The sequence below is a fragment of the Pseudomonas sp. CHM02 genome (assembly GCF_000612585.1).
Lineage (GTDB): Bacteria > Pseudomonadota > Gammaproteobacteria > Pseudomonadales > Pseudomonadaceae > Aquipseudomonas.
The window spans coordinates 1-553 of sequence record NZ_JFCA01000116.1; the positions used below are offsets into that span (position 1 = coordinate 1).

At 55.2% G+C, this 553-nt stretch carries 1 protein-coding gene; it reads right to left on the bottom strand.

What is annotated here, in order from left to right; all coding sequences use genetic code 11:
- Nucleotides 1-97 precede the first annotated feature (97 nt).
- The gene (locus BM70_RS0130970) at nucleotides 98-403 is read right to left on the bottom strand and encodes a DUF6388 family protein (protein ID WP_025859597.1); all 306 of its coding nucleotides are present in this window, start codon (nucleotides 401-403) and stop codon (nucleotides 98-100) included.
- Between the last annotated feature and the right edge of the window lie 150 nt (nucleotides 404-553).

The window sequence follows — 553 nt, forward strand, 5'->3', positions numbered from 1 at the left end:
CCAAAAATCTACCGCCGCGTTCTAATTGATATAACGCTGTGGTCTTATTGGGGCGGCTACGCCACCCAGCGCGGGGCAAGCCCGCTCACTACAAACTTCAGACGACCAGGTCGTTCATCTCGCAGTACTCTTCCCATTCGACACCCAGCACCTCGGCCGCCTCTTTGTGCAAGGCCAGCCGCGCCGCTTCGAATTCTTCCGGTGTCGAGGTGTACTTGAGGGTCAGCTCCCAGGGCTGATAGCCCTGGCTCTCGGCCTCGTCCTCGAATGCCCACTGAATCTGGTCGCGCTGATCATCAGCGCTCAGGTCCTTGATCTCTTCTTTAAGCTGCGGCGATTCCTCGAGGTATTTCTTGAGGGCTGCTTCGTGCCGAACTTCCTGGGTCATTTCAGTCGTGGTCATGTTGTTCTCTTAGATCGAGGAATGGGGATGCATCTGGGTCATCAAGGTTGCGCAGATACAAAAGAGCAGGCTCAAATGCCGGCTCGTCTGGCCTTCAGAACCATTCTGGGATCATCTGAAAACGTTGCCTTTGAAGCAGTGTTGCCTTTG